We start from the raw sequence: 15,501 nt of genomic DNA, 5'->3' as shown, positions 1-15,501 counted from the left end.
CGAGAAGGGGGTCAGTCGGTGGTGGGCACCGCGACGGCGTGCCGCCGGTGCCATTGCAGTCGCACCCGGGCGCCCCGGTAGGCGGCCACGTCCTCGGAGGACGTCTCCAGGTTCTGCTGGAGCGCGGTGAGGCGGCCGCCGCCGTCGAGGTCGACCAGGAAGCGGGTGGCGTCCCCGAGGTAGACCACCTCGGCGACGGTCCCGATGGCACTCACGTGCTCCGGCTCGCCGCAGTCCGCGGACTCCTTCAGCACCCGGATCTTCTCGGGCCGCACGCTGTAGGTGCCCGCCGCGCCGACGATCCGGCGGGCGACGTCCCCGTCGAGGAGGTTGGAGGTGCCGACGAAGGACGCCACGAAGCGGGTCGCGGGCCGTTCGTAGATCTCGGCCGGGGTGCCGACCTGTTCGACGCGGCCCCGGTGGAAGACGGCGATGCGGTCGCTCATCGTCAGGGCCTCCTCCTGGTCGTGGGTGACGAGGACGAAGGTGATCCCGACCTCCCGCTGGAGCGCCTTGAGTTCGACCTGCATCTGCTCCCGCAGCTTCAGGTCGAGCGCGCCGAGCGGCTCGTCGAGCAGCAGCACGCGGGGGCGGCCGACCAGTGCGCGGGCGAGGGCGACCCGCTGGCGCTGTCCGCCGGAGAGCTGGGCCGGCCGGCGTCTGCCGAAGCCCTCCAGGCGGACCTCGCCGAGCGCCTTGCGGGCCCGTACCAGGCGCTCCGCCTTGGGCACCCCGCGGACCTTGAGGGCGTAGGCGACGTTCTGCTCGACGCTCATGTGCGGGAAGAGGGCGTAGTCCTGGAAGACGGTGTGGACGTCCCGTTCGAAGGGCGCGAGGCCGGTGACCTCCTGCCCGGCGAGCTCGACGCGGCCCTCGGTGGGGGTCTCGAAGCCGGCGATCAGGCGCAGAACGGTGGTCTTGCCGGAGCCGGAGGGGCCGAGCATCGAGAAGAACTCGCCGTCCCGGATCTCCAGGTCGATCCCGGCCACGGCGGTCGTCTCCCCGAACGACTTCCGCAGGTGGTGCAGCCGGATCGCACGTCCCTCCATGGGCGGGAACCTTTCTGGCGCGTTCGGGAGTTGACCGATCGACCGAAAACATATGAAGTCATAGTTCAAAGCTCAAGGCCCCCTTAGGGTAAAGCTTGAGTCAACGTGCAAGGTGGTGGCCGTGAACCAGCAGCGCATCGACGGCGGCGCCCGCAGAGCCGTCTTCGCCCCGGTGGACAGCCGGGCCCGGGTGGACGCGGTCGTGCGCCGGATCGGTGACGCCATCGAGCTCGGGCTGCTCGCCGACGGGGAGCAGCTCCCGGGCGAGAGCGAACTGGCCGGTCAGCTCGGCGTGTCCACGGTGACCCTGCGGGAGGCGCTGATGGCGCTGCGCCAGCAGGGGCTCGTCACCACCCGCCGGGGCCGCGGCGGCGGCTCCTTCGTCTCGCTGCCCGAAGTCCCCGGCGAGGAACGGCTCAGGGCCCGGCTGCGCGGCTGGAGCACCGAGGAGCTGCGCGACCTCGGCGACCACTGGGCCGCCCTGTCCGGTACGGCGGCGGGGCTCGCGGCCGAACGCACCGAGCCCGAGGACCTCCTACCGCTGCGGCGCACCGCCGAGGAGTTGGCGCGGGCGGGCGACGCGGCGGCGCGCAGTCGCCTCTACGGCCGCTTCCACGTGGAGTTGGCGGCGGCCGCGCAGTCGGCGCGGCTGACCCGGGAGCAGGTGGCGTTGCAGACGGAGGTCGGGGCGCTGCTGTGTCTTGTGCTCGGGGACGGCGAATATCGTGAAGAGGTGTCCGAGCGACTCCGATTCGTCATCTCCGCCGTGCAGGATGGGGTCCACGAATCGGCCAGGGAGCTGGCCGGGCGATGCGTACGGGAGTCGACGGCACGGCTGATCGCCCTGCGTCTGACGCTGTAGCCGCCTCGCTCGACGGCCCCCGTCCGCTGGAGGGCAGCCATGGGCCTCGCGACCGCAGTGCTCGGCACGGCACCGGAGGAGTCGGTCGCGGCCCGGGTCCGCTCGGCCGTCGAGACGGTCTTCGACGCCGTGGCCGCGACCCGCGCCGACACCGCGGCCCTGCTGGAGCGCGTGGCCGCCGAGGGCCGCCGCCCGGCCACCGTCGACCTGGCCGCCCTGCGCCCGGGCCTCCATCTGCGGCTCGCCCGGCACGCGTTGGTGTCCGGCGTCGGCTTCGTCGCCGCTCCGGGCCTGCTGACGGACGTACCCGCGTGGCTGGAGTGGTGGCAGACGGGCGCGGAGGGCGACGTACGGCCCCTGCTGCTGGACCTCGACCCCGAGCACTCCGCGTACGCCGACTACACGCACTGGGACTGGTTCGCGCTGCCCCGCGACACCGGGGAGCGGGCGGTGGCCGGGCCGTACGTCGACTATCTCTGCTCCGACGAGTACAGCCTGACGCTGTCGGCGCCGGTCGAGGTGGCGGGCCGGTTCGCGGGGGTGGCCGCGGCGGACGTGTACCTGCGGCACTTCGAGGCGGCCGTGATGCCGCTGCTGCACCGGCTCCCGGGCCCCGCCCGGCTGGTGAACGCCCGCGGCCGGGTCGCCGCGTCCACCGATCCGCGGCACCTGGTCGGCTCCCTCGACAAGGGCCCCGACCACGCGGGGGCGTTGGCGACCGGACGGCCGGGACGGGAAGACGGGGTGCGGCTGATCCCCTGCGCGGGAGTGCCGCTGGTGCTGGTGGTGACGGAGTGAGCCGGACCGGGCGGCCCCGTGGAGCACCCCTGCTCCACGGGGACCGACAACTACTGACGAGGCGCCGTCGACGACCTGAACGCCGACGGTGCCCGTCAGGCCTCGGGGGTGGGCACCACCGTGAGGTGGGCCGCCGCGCGCCGCGGGCGACGCCTGGCGGGAGCCGGCCGGAGCACCAGCGTCAGCCGCGTGTAGCCCAGGTCGCGCAGGGTGCGCGGGGTCTCGTCGACCACCCGGCAGTCGGTGGCCCCCCAGCGCGGGTCGGGGTGCACGAGCGGGCGTACGGAGCCGTCGTGCTCCACCGCCTGTTCGCCGACCGCGCGGATCCAGTGCGGCAGGCCGTGCCGGTAGGCGGCGTCCATGATCGGGTCCTGGGCGATGTCCCGGCGGATCGCCTGGAGGCCGTGGTCGTGGCCGTGCCGCTCCACCGCGGCGGCGAAGTGCGCGAGCATCGGCAGGAACCAGCGCGACTCGTGCTCGCCGAGGACGCTGCTCGCGTCGGGGTGGAAGAGGACGAAGCGCAGGAAGTTGTCGCCCGGCATGGCCGTCGGGTGCGGACCCACGGCACGGAAAAGTGACGCGAAAGCGGTGTTGGCCAGTACGACGTCCCAGCGGTGGTCGAGGACGACGGACGGGAAGGGGACGGCTTCCAGGAGTGTGGCGTAGTCCTGAAGGTACGCCTGGGCTTCGAGCCCTTCGGGGGCGGGCCGCAGTTCCGACCGCTGCCCACCTGCCTGATACGCCATCGGGAGGTCACCCCTCTTGCCTATGCGGCCTTCACGCGGCGCCTTGATCCTGCTTCCCCGGGACGAGTCGTGTCAACTATCGTGGCATTCCGTAGCGGTTGACGGCTGAAATTGGCCACAGTTGTGGCGAGACCTGGATGTGAGTTCGAACAACGGGCTACTCTCCGGGAAGTTCACGGCGACCGCCTGTGAGAAGTCGGGTGAGAGACGTAGGAGATCTGTCGGTGTCGGATGGCTTCGAGAGCCCGGACGACGCGGCAACGGTCGTGCTGACGGCCGTCGTCGCCCGCGTCACCGCACTCGCCGACCGGCTCGGCGTCCCGCACGCGCAGGTCTTCGACACCGGCCGCCTGTCGGTCGCCTCCGGTGTCCCCGAACCCGTGGTCAAGGCCCTGCTGAGCGGGCGCCCGGCGGGCGAACCCGACGTCCAGGCGCGGTTCCTGCAACGCCTCGACCTTTTGCGCCGCACCCGCCTCAAGCCCAACGGGCGCAAGTACACCCAGCAGGAGATCGCCGACGGCGCGGGCATGTCCCGGCAGCAGGCGGGCGCCCTCATCAACGGCGACCGGCGTCCCACCATGGAGCACTGCGACGCCATCCAGCGGTTCTTCCGCGTGCACGCCGGGTTCCTCACGGCCGAGGACCCCGAGGCGCTCGCGGGTGCCCTCCAGCACACCGAGCAGGAGCTCCTGCACAAGCTCGCCGACCGGGAGCGGGAGGCCGCGGCGGCGGCCCGGGACCCGTTGGAGCGGCTGTTGCAGGACCACGGCGTGCGGGGCATCGCCTGGCGGGCCGCGCAGCTTCCCACCGACCAGCACCGTGACAAGGTCGCCGAGTGGCTGGACATGCTCCTGGAGAGCGTCAAGCGGCCCGAGTCCTGATCCGGGAGAGAACTGTGGGCATCGGTAGGCACATGCGCCGCCTGAGCGGCGAGTTGGTGGCGGAGCTGGAACTCGACACCCCGGCGCGGCCCGAGGACCTCTACGGCGCCCTGTGCGGGGCGATGAGCAGACGCCGGGGCCGCCCGGTCCACTTCCGTACGGCGCCCTTCCCGCCCGGCACGGCCAGCGGGCTGTGGCTCGACATGGCCGACCAGGACCTCGTGGTGATCGAGGAACGCACCGCCCCCGACCACCAGTTGGTCATCCTCGGCCACGAGCTGTGGCACATGAACGCCGGCCACTGCTCCCACCACGTCGAGGGTGCCGCGGTCGCCGCCCGCCTCCTCCACGACGACGCCGATCTCCAGGCCACGGTCCGCAAGGTCGCCGCCCGCAGCCGCTTCGACCTCGACGACGAGCGGGAGGCGGAGAGCTTCGGCCTGCTGCTGGCGAGCAAGTGCCGCACCTGGCTGGCGGGTTCGCCGCTGCGGGGCCCGGTGCAGCGGGACCGTCTGGCGGGGCGGATCGAGGTCTCCCTGGGGTATCTGGGCCCGCAGAGCTGAGGGGCGCGGCCGTGGGCGGTGCGGTCCCGCATCCGCCGAGCGGGCGGGGGCGAGGGCGCGGAAGCCGGATTGTCAGTGGCGGACGGCAAGCTGGAGTTGCACGCCCGTGCGGGGTGCGACCGACGCGCCCCGTCCGGGGGTGCGACCGACACCGACCCGGGGAGAGCCGCCGATGCCCACCGCCGTACTGACCGACCGTGAGCGCACCGCCGTCCAGGCGTATCTGCGGTTGCTGCACACGGTCCGAGCCGCCTTCGACACCGCGGCCGGCCCGCCCGACACCGCCCGACCACCGGTCGTCCCGCCGGCGGTCCTCGCCGAGGCCGAACAGGCTCTGGCGGCCGCGGGCCTCGCGGGCAACGAGGAGTCGTTCTTCAGGCTTCTGCACACCTGGTGCCCACCGGAGACCCCACAGCCGTGACGTGCCGGGCCGGCCGTGACCCAAGGGGCCCTGAGGCTTGAGCCGCGGCACGGGCCCGGGACGAGTGCCGCACTCCGGGGTCAGGCGTGCGGCACCGTCACCGCCGTCGCGACCAGGCCGTCGCGGGCCGTCCAGCGGCCCTCGAAGGCGCCGCGCCGTTCGCCGCCGACCAGCGGGCCGGGGACGAGGAGTTCGGCGCGCAGGGTGCCGCCGGCGGGCCGGCCGGGGTCGACGCGGATGTCGATGTCGGCCTCGGTGAACTCCAGCCACGTCCCGGTGAGCGGGAACCACGCCTTGTACACGGACTCCTTGGCGCTGAACAGCAGCCGGTCCCAGTGGACCGCGGGATGGGCCTCGGCGAGCTCCCGCAGCCTGACCCGCTCCTGCGGCAGGGAGACGCTCTCCAGGACGCCCTCCGGGAGCGGTCCGTGGGGTTCGGCGTCGATACCGAGCGAGGCCAGGTCGGCGACGCGGACCAGCGCGGCGGCGCAGTAGCCGTCGCAGTGGGTCATGCTGCCGGTGAGCCCGGCCGGCCAGCGCGGGGCACCGCGCTCCCCGGGCAGCACCGGCTGGGGCGGCACACCGAGCTTCTCCATGGCCCGGCGCGCGCAGGCCCGCACCACGGCGAACTCGCGGCGGCGCTTGGGGACCGCGGGTGCGACGAGCGCGGCCTCCTCGGGGTACAGCGCGGCGTTCTCCGGCTCGTCGTGGCCGTGGACCTCGACGGCCACCACCGAGTCCGGCAGGAGTTCCTCGATCACAGCGCGCCGACCTCCCCGGGCACGATCCGGCGCAGCCGCCCGGGCGGCTCCGGCCGCTTGCGCCACTCGCGCGGGTAGCCCACCGAGACCTCCTCGAAGCGGACGCCCTCGTGCCAGGTGGTCCGCGGGATGTGCAGATGGCCGTAGACCATGGTCGCAACGCGGAACCTGCGGTGCCAGTCCGCGGTCAGCGCGGTGCCGCACCACATCGCGAACTCGGGGTGCCACAGGACGTCCGTGGGATGCCGGTCCAGCGGGTAGTGGTTGACGAGGACCGTGGGCAGGTCCGCGGGCAGCTCGGCGAGTCTGCGCTCGGTCCCGGCGACCCGGGCCCGGCACCAGTCCTCCCGGGTCGGGTACGGATCGGGGTGCAGCAGGACCTCGTCGTTGCACACGATGCCGGTGCCGTGCGCGTACTCCAGGCCCTGCTCCTTGGTGGTGCAGCCGGCGGGCAGGAACGAGTAGTCGTACAGCAGGAACAGCGGGGCGACGGCGACCGGTCCGCCGGGGCCGTCCCAGACCGGGTAGGGGTCCTCGGGGGTCAGGACGCCGAGCTGCCGGCACATCTCGACGAGGTGCTCGTAGCGGGCGACCCCGCGCAGGGTGACGGTGTCCTTCGGGTGGGTCCACAGTTCGTGGTTGCCGGGGGCCCAGACGACCTGGCGGAAGCGGCCGGCGAGGGTCTCCAGGGCCCAGCGGACGTCGTCGACGGTCTCGGCGACGTCTCCGGCCACCAGGAGCCAGTCGTCGTCGGTGCCGGGGCGCATCGCCTCGACGAGGGCGCGGTTCTCGGGGTAGCCGATGTGCAGGTCGCTCACGGCCAGGAGCTGTGCCGCGCCACCGGCCGTCGCTGTCACCTCTCGCCCCCTCCGAGCACCCGAGTGGCACCACGAGAACACATTTGGTTTCCCGGTACAAGAGTGGGTCCGGGCGGCGGCGTTCCATGATCGGGCAAGTCGTAACACGGGCGTTGCACGCGTGGCCCCTTGAAAGCCGTATGATCGCCCCAACACCACCGCAGAAACTTCCCTTCGCAAGGGGCGGTTTGGTGTCCCTCCAATCACCCTGCCCGGGCACGGGCCCGCTTCGCCGTGCCCGAAAACCCCGAAAGGCGGCCTGAATGCACTCTCGCGTACGCGTCTGGCTCAACCGCACGTACGCGGAGAACGTGTTCTTCATGGATCAGCTCCGCCGAAATCCCAGCGACAGAGCCGTCGAGATCCATGCGACGCACGCGGACGCCGACTCCCCCGTGCTGGCCGCCGCCGACACCGCCGAGCTGGAGCCGGAGGGGCTGTCCCCGGCCGCCTACGTCGAGTTCGCCCTGGACCAGTGCCAGAAGCGCGGGATCGACGTCTTCGTGCCGCGGCTGCACCAGGCGGCGATCGTCTCCCACCGCGCCGAGTTCACCGCGATCGGCACGGCGCTGCTCGCGCCGCCGCCGGAGGCCGTGGCCGTCTTCCACGACAAGGTGATCGCCTACGAGGCGGTCCAGGCGGTCGGTGTCCCGGTGCCGCCGTGGTGGCGGGTGCGGACCGCGGACGAGCTGGTCGCGGCCGTCGAGGAGCTGGAGGCCGACGGCCACCGGGCCTGCTTCAAGCCCGCGTCCGGCGCGGGCGGGGTCGGCTTCCGGGTCGTCACCCGCGAGCCCTTCTCCCTCGCGCAGCTCAACGGCTTCCCGAGTCCCTACGTGTCGCTCGACACGGTCGTCGAGGCGCTCTCGCGGTCCGAGGAGCAGGTGGACTGGCTGGTCATGCCGCGTCTGGAGCAGCCGGAGGTGTCGGTCGACACGCTCACCGGGCCCGACAACCGGGTGCGGCTGGCGATCGGCCGCACGAAGAACGGGCGGCGGCGCGGGTTCACGCGGCACGAGCAGTGGCTGGAGCCGGCGCGACTGGTGGCCGAGGGGTTCGGGCTGCACTACCTGTCCAACATCCAGTTCCGGATGCTCGGTGACCGGCCCGTGCTGATGGACGTGAACACGCGTCCGGCGGGCGGGCTGCACCAGCTCTCCCTCTGCGGGGTCAACGTGCCCTGGGCGGCGGTGCAGTTGGCCCTGGGCGAGGATCCCGGCACGATCGAGCCGCCGTTCCTCGGACAGGACTACACGGTGGTGTCGGGGCCGCGGCCGCTGCGCCCCGTGTCGGTGCCGCACCAGCGGGTCGAGGAGGTCGGGCCGCTGCTGCCGTCCGTCCCGTCGCCCTCCCCCTCGGTGGAGGCGGCCCAGGCACTGCCGCTGTAGGCCTCAACCGGTATGGACCAATCCTGCCGTTCTCCTTGACAGGTGGATTGGTCCATACCAACTTGGTTGCGCACCCCCTGCACCACCTCTCTGCACTCCCGAACACCCCCATTTCTTCAGGGAGATCGCATGCGCAACCCACTCAGACGTTCCAGAGTCCTCGCTCTGCTCGGCTCCGCCGCTCTCGCACTGGCCGGAGCCGTCGCCCTTCCCGGTACGGCCCAAGCGGCCAACGTCCTGCCCAATCCCGGCTTCGAGTCGGGCGGTCTGTCTCCCTGGACCTGCTCCGGCAACCTCGGTTCGGTCGTCTCCTCTCCCGTCCACGGGGGCTCCAAGGCCCTTGCCGGAGCGGTCAGTTCGAGCGACAACGCCCGGTGCAGCCAGACCGTCTCCGTACAGCCCAACACCACCTACAGCCTCAGCGGCTGGGTGCGCGGCTCGTACGTCTACCTCGGGGTGGACGGCGGCGCCTCCACCTGGACGAGCTCCCCGTCCGCGTACAGCCAGCTCACCACGAGCTTCACCACCGGCGCCGGGCAGACCAGCGCCACCGTCTACGTGCACGGCTGGTACGCCCAGGGCACCTACTACGCCGACGACATCAGCCTCGACGGCCCCGGTGGGGGCGGCGGTTCGGACACCCAGGCACCGACCGTGCCGACCGGACTGACCTCCACGGGCAAGACCTCGTCGAGCGTGTCGCTGAAGTGGAACGCCTCGACGGACAACGTGGGCGTCACCGCCTACGACATCTACAGCGGCTCCAACAACGTCCTCGCCGTCTCCGGTACGTCCGCCACCGTCAGCGGCCTCTCGCCCAGCACGGCGTACACCTTCACGGTCAGGGCGCGCGACGCGGCGGGCAACAGCTCCGGGGCGTCCGGCTCCGTGAGCGTGACGACCGACGCGGGCGGCGGTGGCGGCACCGGCTTCAAGCAGGCCGCTCCGTACCTGTACGAGGGCTGGGGCGATCCGCCGAACCCGAGCACGGTGATGAGCGCGACCGGCGTCAAGTGGTTCACCATGGCGTTCATGCTGGACGCCGGCGGCTGCAACCCCGCGTGGGACAGCACCCGGCCGCTGACCGGCGGTGTCGACCAGACCGCCATCAACCAGATCCGGGCCGCCGGCGGTGACATCGTGCCGTCGTTCGGCGGCTGGTCGGGCAGCAAGCTCGGCGCCAACTGCTCCTCGGCGAGCGCGCTCGCGGCCGCCCTGCAGAAGGTGATCGACGCCTACTCGCTCAAGGCGATCGACATGGACATCGAGAACACCGACGAGTTCGAGAACGAGGCCGTGCAGGCGAGGATCCTGACCGCGCTGAAGACGGTCAAGGCCAACAACCCCGGCCTGAAGACCATCGTCACCTTCGGCACCTCGACCACCGGCCCGTCCTACTACGGCAACCGGCTCATCGAGCAGGCGCAGTCGCTGGGCGCGAACATCGACGTCTTCACCATCATGCCGTTCGACTTCGGCGGCGGCTCCGACATGTACGGCAACACCGTGAACGCCACGGAGGGGCTGAAGGCCAAGCTGAAGTCCACCTTCGGCTGGGACGACGCGACCGCCTACTCCCACATCGGCATCTCCGGCATGAACGGTCTCTCCGACCAGCAGGAGAACACGACCCCGCAGATCTGGACGCAGATCCGCGACTGGGCGAACTCCCACCACATCGCCCGGCTCGCCTTCTGGTCGGTCAACCGGGACCGGCCGTGCCCGGGCGGCGGAGTCGTCAGCAACTGCTCCGGCATCAGCCAGAGCACCTGGCAGTTCACCTCGATCACGGCCGGCTTCACCGGCTGAGTCACCCCGGACGGTACCCCCACGCCTGTGCCAGCGCGGCCAGGCGTGGGGGCAGTCGGGTCTCCGGAGCGGCCTGCCGGGCGGGCTGGACGCGGCCCGACCTGATGGTGCCGGACCAGTCGCCGAGCTGCGGGCGGAAGGTGCCGTGGTCCTTGCCGCCGTAGTCGAGCATCGCGCTCTCCCAGGGCACGCCCAGGTGGGCGCACAGGTCGCGGGTGGTCCGCTCCGGATCGGCGGTGAGGTCCTCGTACCTGATCACCCGGGCGTCGAGGGCCTGCCGGGCCTCCTCCAGCTTCTCGGCGTACTCCAGGACCTCGGCCAGGACGGCACGCTCGTCGGGGTCCGTGCGGCGCTCGGTCAGCGAGGTGACGACCGCGCCGGGGTGGCGCAGCAGGACGATGTACCGGGCGTTGGGCCAACACCGGTGCAGACGGGGCCAGATGAGGGTGTTCGCCGGGGTCTTGTCGACGATCAGGTCCTTGCCGCTGCGGGTGAGTTCGAGATGCAGGACCCGGTCCCACAGCAGGTGCTCCAGTTCCCGCCGGTCCAGTTCGAGGGCCCTCATCGCCGCCGCGGAGAAGTCGCGGCTCAACCCGACGTGCAGGGTGCGCAGATGCATCTCGTGCGGGGCGCGGATGCGGCTGTGGCTGTTCAGCAGCACCCGCAGCAGGGTCGAGCCGGAGCGCACGGAGGACAGGACGAACACCGGGGAGTCGACGAGCCGCGGCGCGCACGGGGCGACGTAGGACGGTCCGGTGGGGCGGGGCGAGGGGACGGCGTCCAGGGTCCGGCGCGGCGGGCTCACCGCCTGGGCCATCAGCCGCCCCCGCCTCCTGAGGCCCTTCCCGATCGCGGACATACGTGGGTCACGCACGTGGACACCTTTCTCTCGCCGTTCGACCGCATCTCAGGGGCGGTGGGCGAACTCCAGGTGTCGGAAAGGCGAACGCCCCTGGTCGCAGACCCCGCGCGAGGGGGCGTGACCAGGGGCTTCGCCGCTTCCTTAATACTCCATGGGAATCAGGCCCGGCCCGTCCCCCGGTACAGCTCCGCCTCCCCGTCCAGCTCGACCCTGAGCACCGTGGCGTACGGGTCCAGGTCGGCCGCGGCCGGCGGGTCGATCCACACGACGCCCACGGCCTCGTGGAGTCCGCCGACCGTGCGGTGGCCCAGTTCCCGGCCGGTGCCGAGGACGGTGACCCGGCGGACCGGGGTGACCAGGCCCCGCAGGCCCACCTCGGCGCGCGGTGCGTCGAAGAGGACCAGGTAGAGCGTGCGGCGGTCAGCGGAGAGCGTGCTGGGTCCGTAGTGGTGCCCGGCGGGCAGGCCGCGCACGGTCCCGTACACGGCCTCGGCGTGCCCGCGGATCCACTCCCCCAGCCCTTCGAGTCGCTCGACCTGGGGTTCGGGGATGGTCCCGTCCTCCCGCGGGCCCACGTCCAGCAGCAGGTTGCCGCCCCCGCCGATGGTCTCGGTGAAGTAGCGGACGAGCTGGGCGATCGACTTGTGGTTGTGGTCCCGGTGCTGGAACCCCCACGAGTCGTTGATCGTCAGGCACAGCTCCCAGGGCCCGGCGGGCGGTTCGATGGGAGCGCCCTGTTCGGGGGTGGCGTAGTCGCCCTCGCCGAGCATGCGCGCGTTGAGGACGACGTCCGGCACATGGGACCGTACGAGCGCGGCGAGTTCGCGGATCCGCCACTGCTGCTCGCTGCGCTCCCACTCGCCGTCGAACCACAGCAGGTCGGGCCGGTACCGGGAGACGAGCTCCCGGACCTGGCCGTCCCGGTAGGCGAGGTACCGCTCCCAGGCCGCCGGGTCCTCGTCCCCGGGGGCGGCCTCGGAGTAGGGGTTGTCCTCCTGCTCCGGTGGGCGGCCCGGCTTGCGCGTGGAGGCGTAGTCGGGGTGGTTCCAGTCGGAGTGCGAGTAGTACAGGCCGACCTTCAGGCCCTTCTCGCGCAGCGCCTCGGCGTAGGGGCCGACATAGTCCCGGCCGAGGTGCAGATCGCCGAACTCCGTGTCCCACAGGGCCACTCCGTCGTGATGACGGCTCGTCAGCACCGCGTACCCGGCACCCGCCCTGACGAGCAGGTCGGCCCACGCCCGGGGGTCGTACCCGGCCCCCGTGAAGCGCTCCCGTTGGGACATGTACCGCTCGTGCGGGACGGTGCCGTCGTAGAACGACCAGGACTCCGCGACACCGTCCACGGCGTAGATGCCCCAGTGGACGAAGATCCCCAACTTGGCGTCGGTGAACCACCGTTGCATCGGCACGGCTCAGCCCCTGCGCAGCCGGAGCGTCAGCACCTGGAAGGGGCGCAGCGAGACGGGCACGCCCTCCTCCTCGACGGCGGCGTCCTCCAGCGGGCGCTCCAGCAGGTCGGTGACCTGGGCGCCGGCCAGCGGGAAGCCGGTGCGCAGCACGCCCTGGGCGCGGCCGCCGCCGGACTCGTAGAGCCGGACCACGACGTCACCGGAGCCGTCGTCGGCGAGCTTGACCGCCTCGACGGTCACGCCGCCGCCCTCGACCGAGACGACCGGTTCGGGGGCACCGGCCGCGTCCGCCACCCGCAGCGGGAGGTTGAGGGAGTAGCCCTCGGCGACGGTGTCCTCGATGCTCGCCCCGGGCAGCAGCGCATAGGTGAAGCGGTGCCTGCCCTGGTCGGCCTCGGGGTCCGGGATGCGCGGGGCGCGCACCAGGCTGAGGCGGACCGTGGTCGTGGTGCCGCCGTCCTCACGGACCGTGCGGGTGACGTCGTGGCCGTAGGTGGAGTCGTTCAGGACCGCGACGCCGTAGCCCGGTTCGCCGACGTGCACCCAGCGGTGGCCGGAGACCTCGAAACGGGCCGCCTCCCAGCTCGTGTTGGTGTGCGTGGGCCGCTGGACGTGGCCGAACTGGATCTCCGCGGAGGAGTGCGCGGCCCGGACGTCCACCGGGAAGCCGGCCTTGAGGATCTTCTCGGCCTCGTGCCAGTCGATGTCGGTCTCGAAGTCGATGCGGGGGCTGTCGGCGCGCAGGGTGATGGTCTGGGTGATCGTCGAGCCCTTGCCGAAGGACCGGGTCACGCGGATCGCGCCGAGCAGCGGGTCGTCCGAGACCAGCTCGACCGACGTGGGCTCCAGGAGGTCCGTGTAGCGGTTGTTGTAGTGCTTGTCGATGTCCCAGGCGTCCCAGTAGTTGGGGAGGTCGGTGTGCAGGCGCAGCAGATTGCCCTTGTCGCCGAGGACCTCGCGCCGGGCCCGCAGGTCGTACACGGAGGACAGGGTGCCGTCCTCGGCCACCTCCACGCGGACCAGGCCGTTGTCGAGGACCCGGCCCTCGGCCGTGACGGGCCGGGCGGGCGCCGCCTGTGCCAGGGGGGCGCTGCCGTTCGCGGGCACCTCGACGTACGCCAGCGTCCCCTCGGACGTGCGGACCACCTCGGCGCGGTCGAACGGGCTGGTGTTGAAGACCCGGGTGCCGCCGGCGCCCAGCGCGGCCACCGCCTCGGCGGTCAGCGCCTCCAGTTCCCCGGCGACCCGGGCGTACTCGGCCTCCGCCTCACGGTGCACCCAGGCGATCGAGGAGCCCGGCAGGATGTCGTGGAACTGGTGCAGCAGGACCGTCTTCCACAGCCGGTCGAGCTTGTCGTACGGGTAGGCGTAGCCCGGCGCGTGCAGGGCCGCGGTCGTCGCCCACAGCTCGGCCTCGCGCAGTCGGTGCTCGGAGCGGCGGTTGCCCTGCTTGGTGCGGGCCTGCGAGGTGTAGGTGGCGCGGTGCAGCTCCAGGTAGAGCTCGCCCACCCAGACCGGGGCGTCCGGGTACTCGGCGCGGGCCTGGGCGAAGAAGTCGTCCGGGTGCTCGACGACGACCTTGGGCGAGCCCTCCAGGTCGGCGAGGCGCCGGGCCCGCTCCATGATCTCGCGGGTGGGGCCGCCACCGCCGTCGCCCCAGCCGAAGGGGGCCAGCGAACGCGTGCCGCCGCCCTTCTCCGAGTAGTTGCGGACCGCGCGGTCCATCTCCTCGCCGCTGAAGCGGGCGTTGTAGGTGTCGACAGGCGGGAAGTGGGTGAAGATGCGGGTGCCGTCGATGCCCTCCCACCAGAAGGTGTGGTGGGGGAACTTGTTGGTCTGGTTCCAGGAGATCTTCTGGGTGAGGAACCAGTCGTTGCCGGCGAGCTTGGCGAGCTGCGGGTAGGCGGCGGTGTAGCCGAAGGAGTCCGGCAGCCACACGCCCTTGGTCTCGACGCCGAAGTGCTCGATGAAGAACCGCTTGCCGTGGACGAGCTGGCGGGCGATCGCCTCGCCGCCGGGCAGGTTGCCGTCGGCCTCCACCCACATGCCGCCGACCGGCGCCCACTGGCCCTTCTTCACGGACTCCTGGATGCGGGCCCACACGTGCGGGTAGTTGTCGCGCACCCACTCGTACTGCTGGGCCTGGGAGCAGGCGAAGATGAAGTCGTCGTACTCGTCGGCGAGCGCGGTGACGTTGGAGAAGGTGCGGGACGTCTTGCGCTTGGTCTCGCGGATGGGCCACAGCCACGCGGAGTCGATGTGCGCGTGGCCGACCCCGGAGATGGTGTGCGCGCTGGCGTGCGCGGGCTTGGCCAGCACGGGGGCGAGCACCTCGCGGACGGCGGCCGCGCTGCCGGCGACGTCGTCCAGGTCGAGGACGTCCATGGCCCGGTCCAGGGCGTGCAGGATCTCGTGGCGGCGGGGCTCGTGGTCGGCGAGGTGCACCATGAGCTCGCGCAGCACCTGGAGGTCCAGGTCGAGGTGGAAGACCTCCTCGTCGAGGACGGCGAGGTCGGCGCGCCGGAACGTGTAGAGCGGTGCGGAGCCGGCCGTGAGCTTGTCGCCCATCGGCGTGACCCGGGAGAAGTCGTCCTTGAGGATGTCCGGGTTGGAGGCCGCCTCGACCAGGTAGTCGATCCGCTCGCCGCCGGTGGCCGGGTTGGCGACGGGGACGTACTGGTTGAGCGGGTTGACGGCCTTCAGGGGGCGGCCGTCGGCCAGGTGGACCAGGGCCTCGGCCTGGTTGCCGGGCCAGTCGCCGACGAAGCCGAGGTCGATGACGGACTCGACGCGCTTCCCGGCCCACTCGGCGGGCACCTCGCCGCGCATCCGGAACCAGGTGGTGCCCCAGGGCGGGCCCCACGGGGTGTCCATCGCGAACGGCGTGTATTGGGCGGCCGCGGCCTCCTCGAAGGAGACCGGCTCGCCCGGCGCCTGCCAGGCCTCGACCTCGAAGGGAACGGTGGCCGCGTAGACCGCGGGCTTGATGCGCTGGTCGTGGGCGCGCTGGACGCGCTCCTCGATGCGGCGGCGTTCGTCGTGCATGAAGGGTCTCCAGGGAGGGAGAGGGCGAGCTGGTGGGGCCGGGAAGCCGGGGG

At 72.1% G+C, this 15,501-nt stretch carries 14 protein-coding genes; 7 read left to right on the top strand and 7 right to left on the bottom strand.

Annotated elements, in window-relative coordinates; translation table 11 throughout:
* Positions 1–11 precede the first annotated feature (11 nt).
* Positions 12–1,049: an ABC transporter ATP-binding protein gene (locus tag ACZ66S_RS10010; protein ID WP_469901018.1), complete on the bottom strand. Its 1,038-nt coding sequence runs from the start codon at positions 1,047–1,049 to the stop codon at positions 12–14.
* Positions 1,050–1,170: 121 nt separating this feature from the next.
* Here ACZ66S_RS10010 and ACZ66S_RS10005 point away from each other — a divergent pair, with 121 nt between their 5' ends.
* Both ACZ66S_RS10005 and ACZ66S_RS10000 read left to right on the top strand, forming a co-directional pair.
* Positions 1,171–1,911, top strand: a complete 741-nt coding sequence (locus tag ACZ66S_RS10005; protein WP_469901017.1) for a FadR/GntR family transcriptional regulator — start codon at positions 1,171–1,173, stop codon at positions 1,909–1,911.
* Positions 1,912–1,950: 39 nt separating this feature from the next.
* Positions 1,951–2,709: a cache domain-containing protein gene (locus ACZ66S_RS10000; RefSeq protein ID WP_469901016.1), complete on the top strand. Its 759-nt coding sequence runs from the start codon at positions 1,951–1,953 to the stop codon at positions 2,707–2,709.
* A gap of 95 nt (positions 2,710–2,804) precedes the next feature.
* Here ACZ66S_RS10000 and ACZ66S_RS09995 read toward each other — a convergent pair whose 3' ends face one another.
* Positions 2,805–3,455, bottom strand: a complete 651-nt coding sequence (locus tag ACZ66S_RS09995; protein WP_469901015.1) for an MmyB family transcriptional regulator — start codon at positions 3,453–3,455, stop codon at positions 2,805–2,807.
* A 224-nt stretch (positions 3,456–3,679) separates the two neighbouring features.
* On the opposite strand from ACZ66S_RS09995, the gene ACZ66S_RS09990 reads away from it, so the two are divergent.
* From ACZ66S_RS09990 to ACZ66S_RS09980, 3 genes are all read left to right on the top strand, one after another.
* Positions 3,680–4,336 (top strand): helix-turn-helix domain-containing protein, encoded by a 657-nt coding sequence (locus ACZ66S_RS09990; protein ID WP_007386039.1) that lies wholly within the window; start codon positions 3,680–3,682, stop codon positions 4,334–4,336.
* Between the two features lie 32 nt (positions 4,337–4,368).
* Positions 4,369–4,899, top strand: a complete 531-nt coding sequence (locus ACZ66S_RS09985; RefSeq protein WP_469901014.1) for a toxin-antitoxin system, toxin component — start codon at positions 4,369–4,371, stop codon at positions 4,897–4,899.
* A 172-nt stretch (positions 4,900–5,071) separates the two neighbouring features.
* The gene (locus tag ACZ66S_RS09980; RefSeq protein WP_469901013.1) at positions 5,072–5,320 is read left to right on the top strand and encodes a hypothetical protein; all 249 of its coding nucleotides are present in this window, start codon (positions 5,072–5,074) and stop codon (positions 5,318–5,320) included.
* Positions 5,321–5,400: 80 nt separating this feature from the next.
* Here the strand turns inward: ACZ66S_RS09980 and ACZ66S_RS09975 are convergent, their stop codons facing one another.
* Both ACZ66S_RS09975 and ACZ66S_RS09970 read right to left on the bottom strand, forming a co-directional pair.
* Entirely contained in the window at positions 5,401–6,081 is a 681-nt protein-coding gene (locus ACZ66S_RS09975) for a 4'-phosphopantetheinyl transferase family protein (protein WP_469901012.1), read from the bottom strand.
* On the bottom strand, positions 6,078–6,938 hold the full coding sequence (locus ACZ66S_RS09970; RefSeq protein WP_469901011.1) for a metallophosphoesterase family protein: 861 nt from the start codon (positions 6,936–6,938) through the stop codon (positions 6,078–6,080). The genes ACZ66S_RS09975 and ACZ66S_RS09970 overlap by 4 nt, the downstream gene beginning before the upstream one ends.
* Positions 6,939–7,201: 263 nt before the next feature.
* On the opposite strand from ACZ66S_RS09970, the gene ACZ66S_RS09965 reads away from it, so the two are divergent.
* Both ACZ66S_RS09965 and ACZ66S_RS09960 read left to right on the top strand, forming a co-directional pair.
* Entirely contained in the window at positions 7,202–8,323 is a 1,122-nt protein-coding gene (locus tag ACZ66S_RS09965) for an ATP-grasp domain-containing protein (protein ID WP_469901010.1), read from the top strand.
* Between the two features lie 129 nt (positions 8,324–8,452).
* Positions 8,453–10,132: a carbohydrate binding domain-containing protein gene (locus tag ACZ66S_RS09960; protein WP_469901009.1), complete on the top strand. Its 1,680-nt coding sequence runs from the start codon at positions 8,453–8,455 to the stop codon at positions 10,130–10,132.
* 1 nt (position 10,133) lies between these two features.
* On the opposite strand, the gene ACZ66S_RS09955 is transcribed toward ACZ66S_RS09960, so the two are convergent.
* The 3 genes from ACZ66S_RS09955 to ACZ66S_RS09945 all read right to left on the bottom strand — a co-directional run bounded on the left by ACZ66S_RS09955 (position 10,134) and on the right by ACZ66S_RS09945 (position 15,448).
* Positions 10,134–11,006, bottom strand: coding sequence for a sulfotransferase family protein (locus tag ACZ66S_RS09955; protein WP_469901008.1), 873 nt, complete (start codon positions 11,004–11,006; stop codon positions 10,134–10,136).
* A 146-nt stretch (positions 11,007–11,152) separates the two neighbouring features.
* Positions 11,153–12,403, bottom strand: coding sequence for an alpha-L-fucosidase (locus tag ACZ66S_RS09950; RefSeq protein ID WP_469901007.1), 1,251 nt, complete (start codon positions 12,401–12,403; stop codon positions 11,153–11,155).
* Positions 12,404–12,406: 3 nt separating this feature from the next.
* On the bottom strand, positions 12,407–15,448 hold the full coding sequence (locus ACZ66S_RS09945) for an alpha-mannosidase (protein WP_469901006.1): 3,042 nt from the start codon (positions 15,446–15,448) through the stop codon (positions 12,407–12,409).
* Between the last annotated feature and the right edge of the window lie 53 nt (positions 15,449–15,501).

It is taken from the genome of Streptomyces sp. NPDC107471 (genome assembly GCF_055582845.1).
The sequence above is the reverse complement of the archived record's forward strand: the minus strand, read 5'-3'. Positions and strand labels throughout refer to the sequence as shown.

Coding starts and splice junctions, on each gene's coding strand:
- ACZ66S_RS10010 (WP_469901018.1), bottom strand. CDS start 1,049: ATGGAGGGACGTGCGATCCGGCTGCACCACCTGCGGAAGTCGTTCGGG.
- ACZ66S_RS09995 (WP_469901015.1), bottom strand. CDS start 3,455: ATGGCGTATCAGGCAGGTGGGCAGCGGTCGGAACTGCGGCCCGCCCCC.
- ACZ66S_RS09945 (WP_469901006.1), bottom strand. CDS start 15,448: ATGCACGACGAACGCCGCCGCATCGAGGAGCGCGTCCAGCGCGCCCAC.
- ACZ66S_RS09960 (WP_469901009.1), top strand. CDS start 8,453: ATGCGCAACCCACTCAGACGTTCCAGAGTCCTCGCTCTGCTCGGCTCC.
- ACZ66S_RS09980 (WP_469901013.1), top strand. CDS start 5,072: ATGCCCACCGCCGTACTGACCGACCGTGAGCGCACCGCCGTCCAGGCG.
- ACZ66S_RS09965 (WP_469901010.1), top strand. CDS start 7,202: ATGCACTCTCGCGTACGCGTCTGGCTCAACCGCACGTACGCGGAGAAC.
- ACZ66S_RS10000 (WP_469901016.1), top strand. CDS start 1,951: ATGGGCCTCGCGACCGCAGTGCTCGGCACGGCACCGGAGGAGTCGGTC.
- ACZ66S_RS09985 (WP_469901014.1), top strand. CDS start 4,369: ATGCGCCGCCTGAGCGGCGAGTTGGTGGCGGAGCTGGAACTCGACACC.